Genomic DNA, 558 nt, shown 5'->3' on the forward strand with positions numbered 1-558 from the left:
AGCTCACCGTCTGGATGTGGTTAACCTGTTCGCCTGATCAAAAAAACAGCAGTCTCGAGTTTGTTTACCGCTAAACATGATTCACGGCGCCGTTTCCGGTAAAATGCCGTCGCCTTATTTCGGGGCGCCCGTCTTTACGCGCCTTGAACCGTTTCCCCGGGGTTTCGCGATAATCCAGACGGCGGCGTGTTGATGCCGACCGGTTGCCGGATTTTCCCCGAACGTCCCGATTAACCAAGATTCTCTCGACCAGAAGGGTAGGAGCACCATGACCGATCGTATTCAGAAGGGTGGCCTGGAAATCGCCGCCGAACTCCATGATCTGGTAGTCAATGAGATTGCGCCGGGTACCGGCGTCGACCCGGAACACTTCTGGGCCGAGCTGGAAAGCATCCTCAATGACCTGGCCCCCAAGAACAAGGCGCTGCTGGTCAAGCGCGACGACCTGCAGAAGCAGATCGACGCCTGGCACAAGGCCCGTGCGGGGCAGGCCATCGACATGGCTGAGTACAAGCAGTTCCTGACTGATATCGGTTATCTGCTGCCCGAAGGCGAAGA

General features: G+C 57.2%; 1 pseudogene. It reads left to right on the top strand.

From position 1 onward, the window contains the following. Window positions 1–268: 268 nt before the first annotated feature. Window positions 269–558: pseudogene (locus tag A3730_RS01090) on the top strand (malate synthase G); the annotation flags it as partial.

It is taken from the genome of Alcanivorax sp. HI0044 (assembly GCF_001634945.1).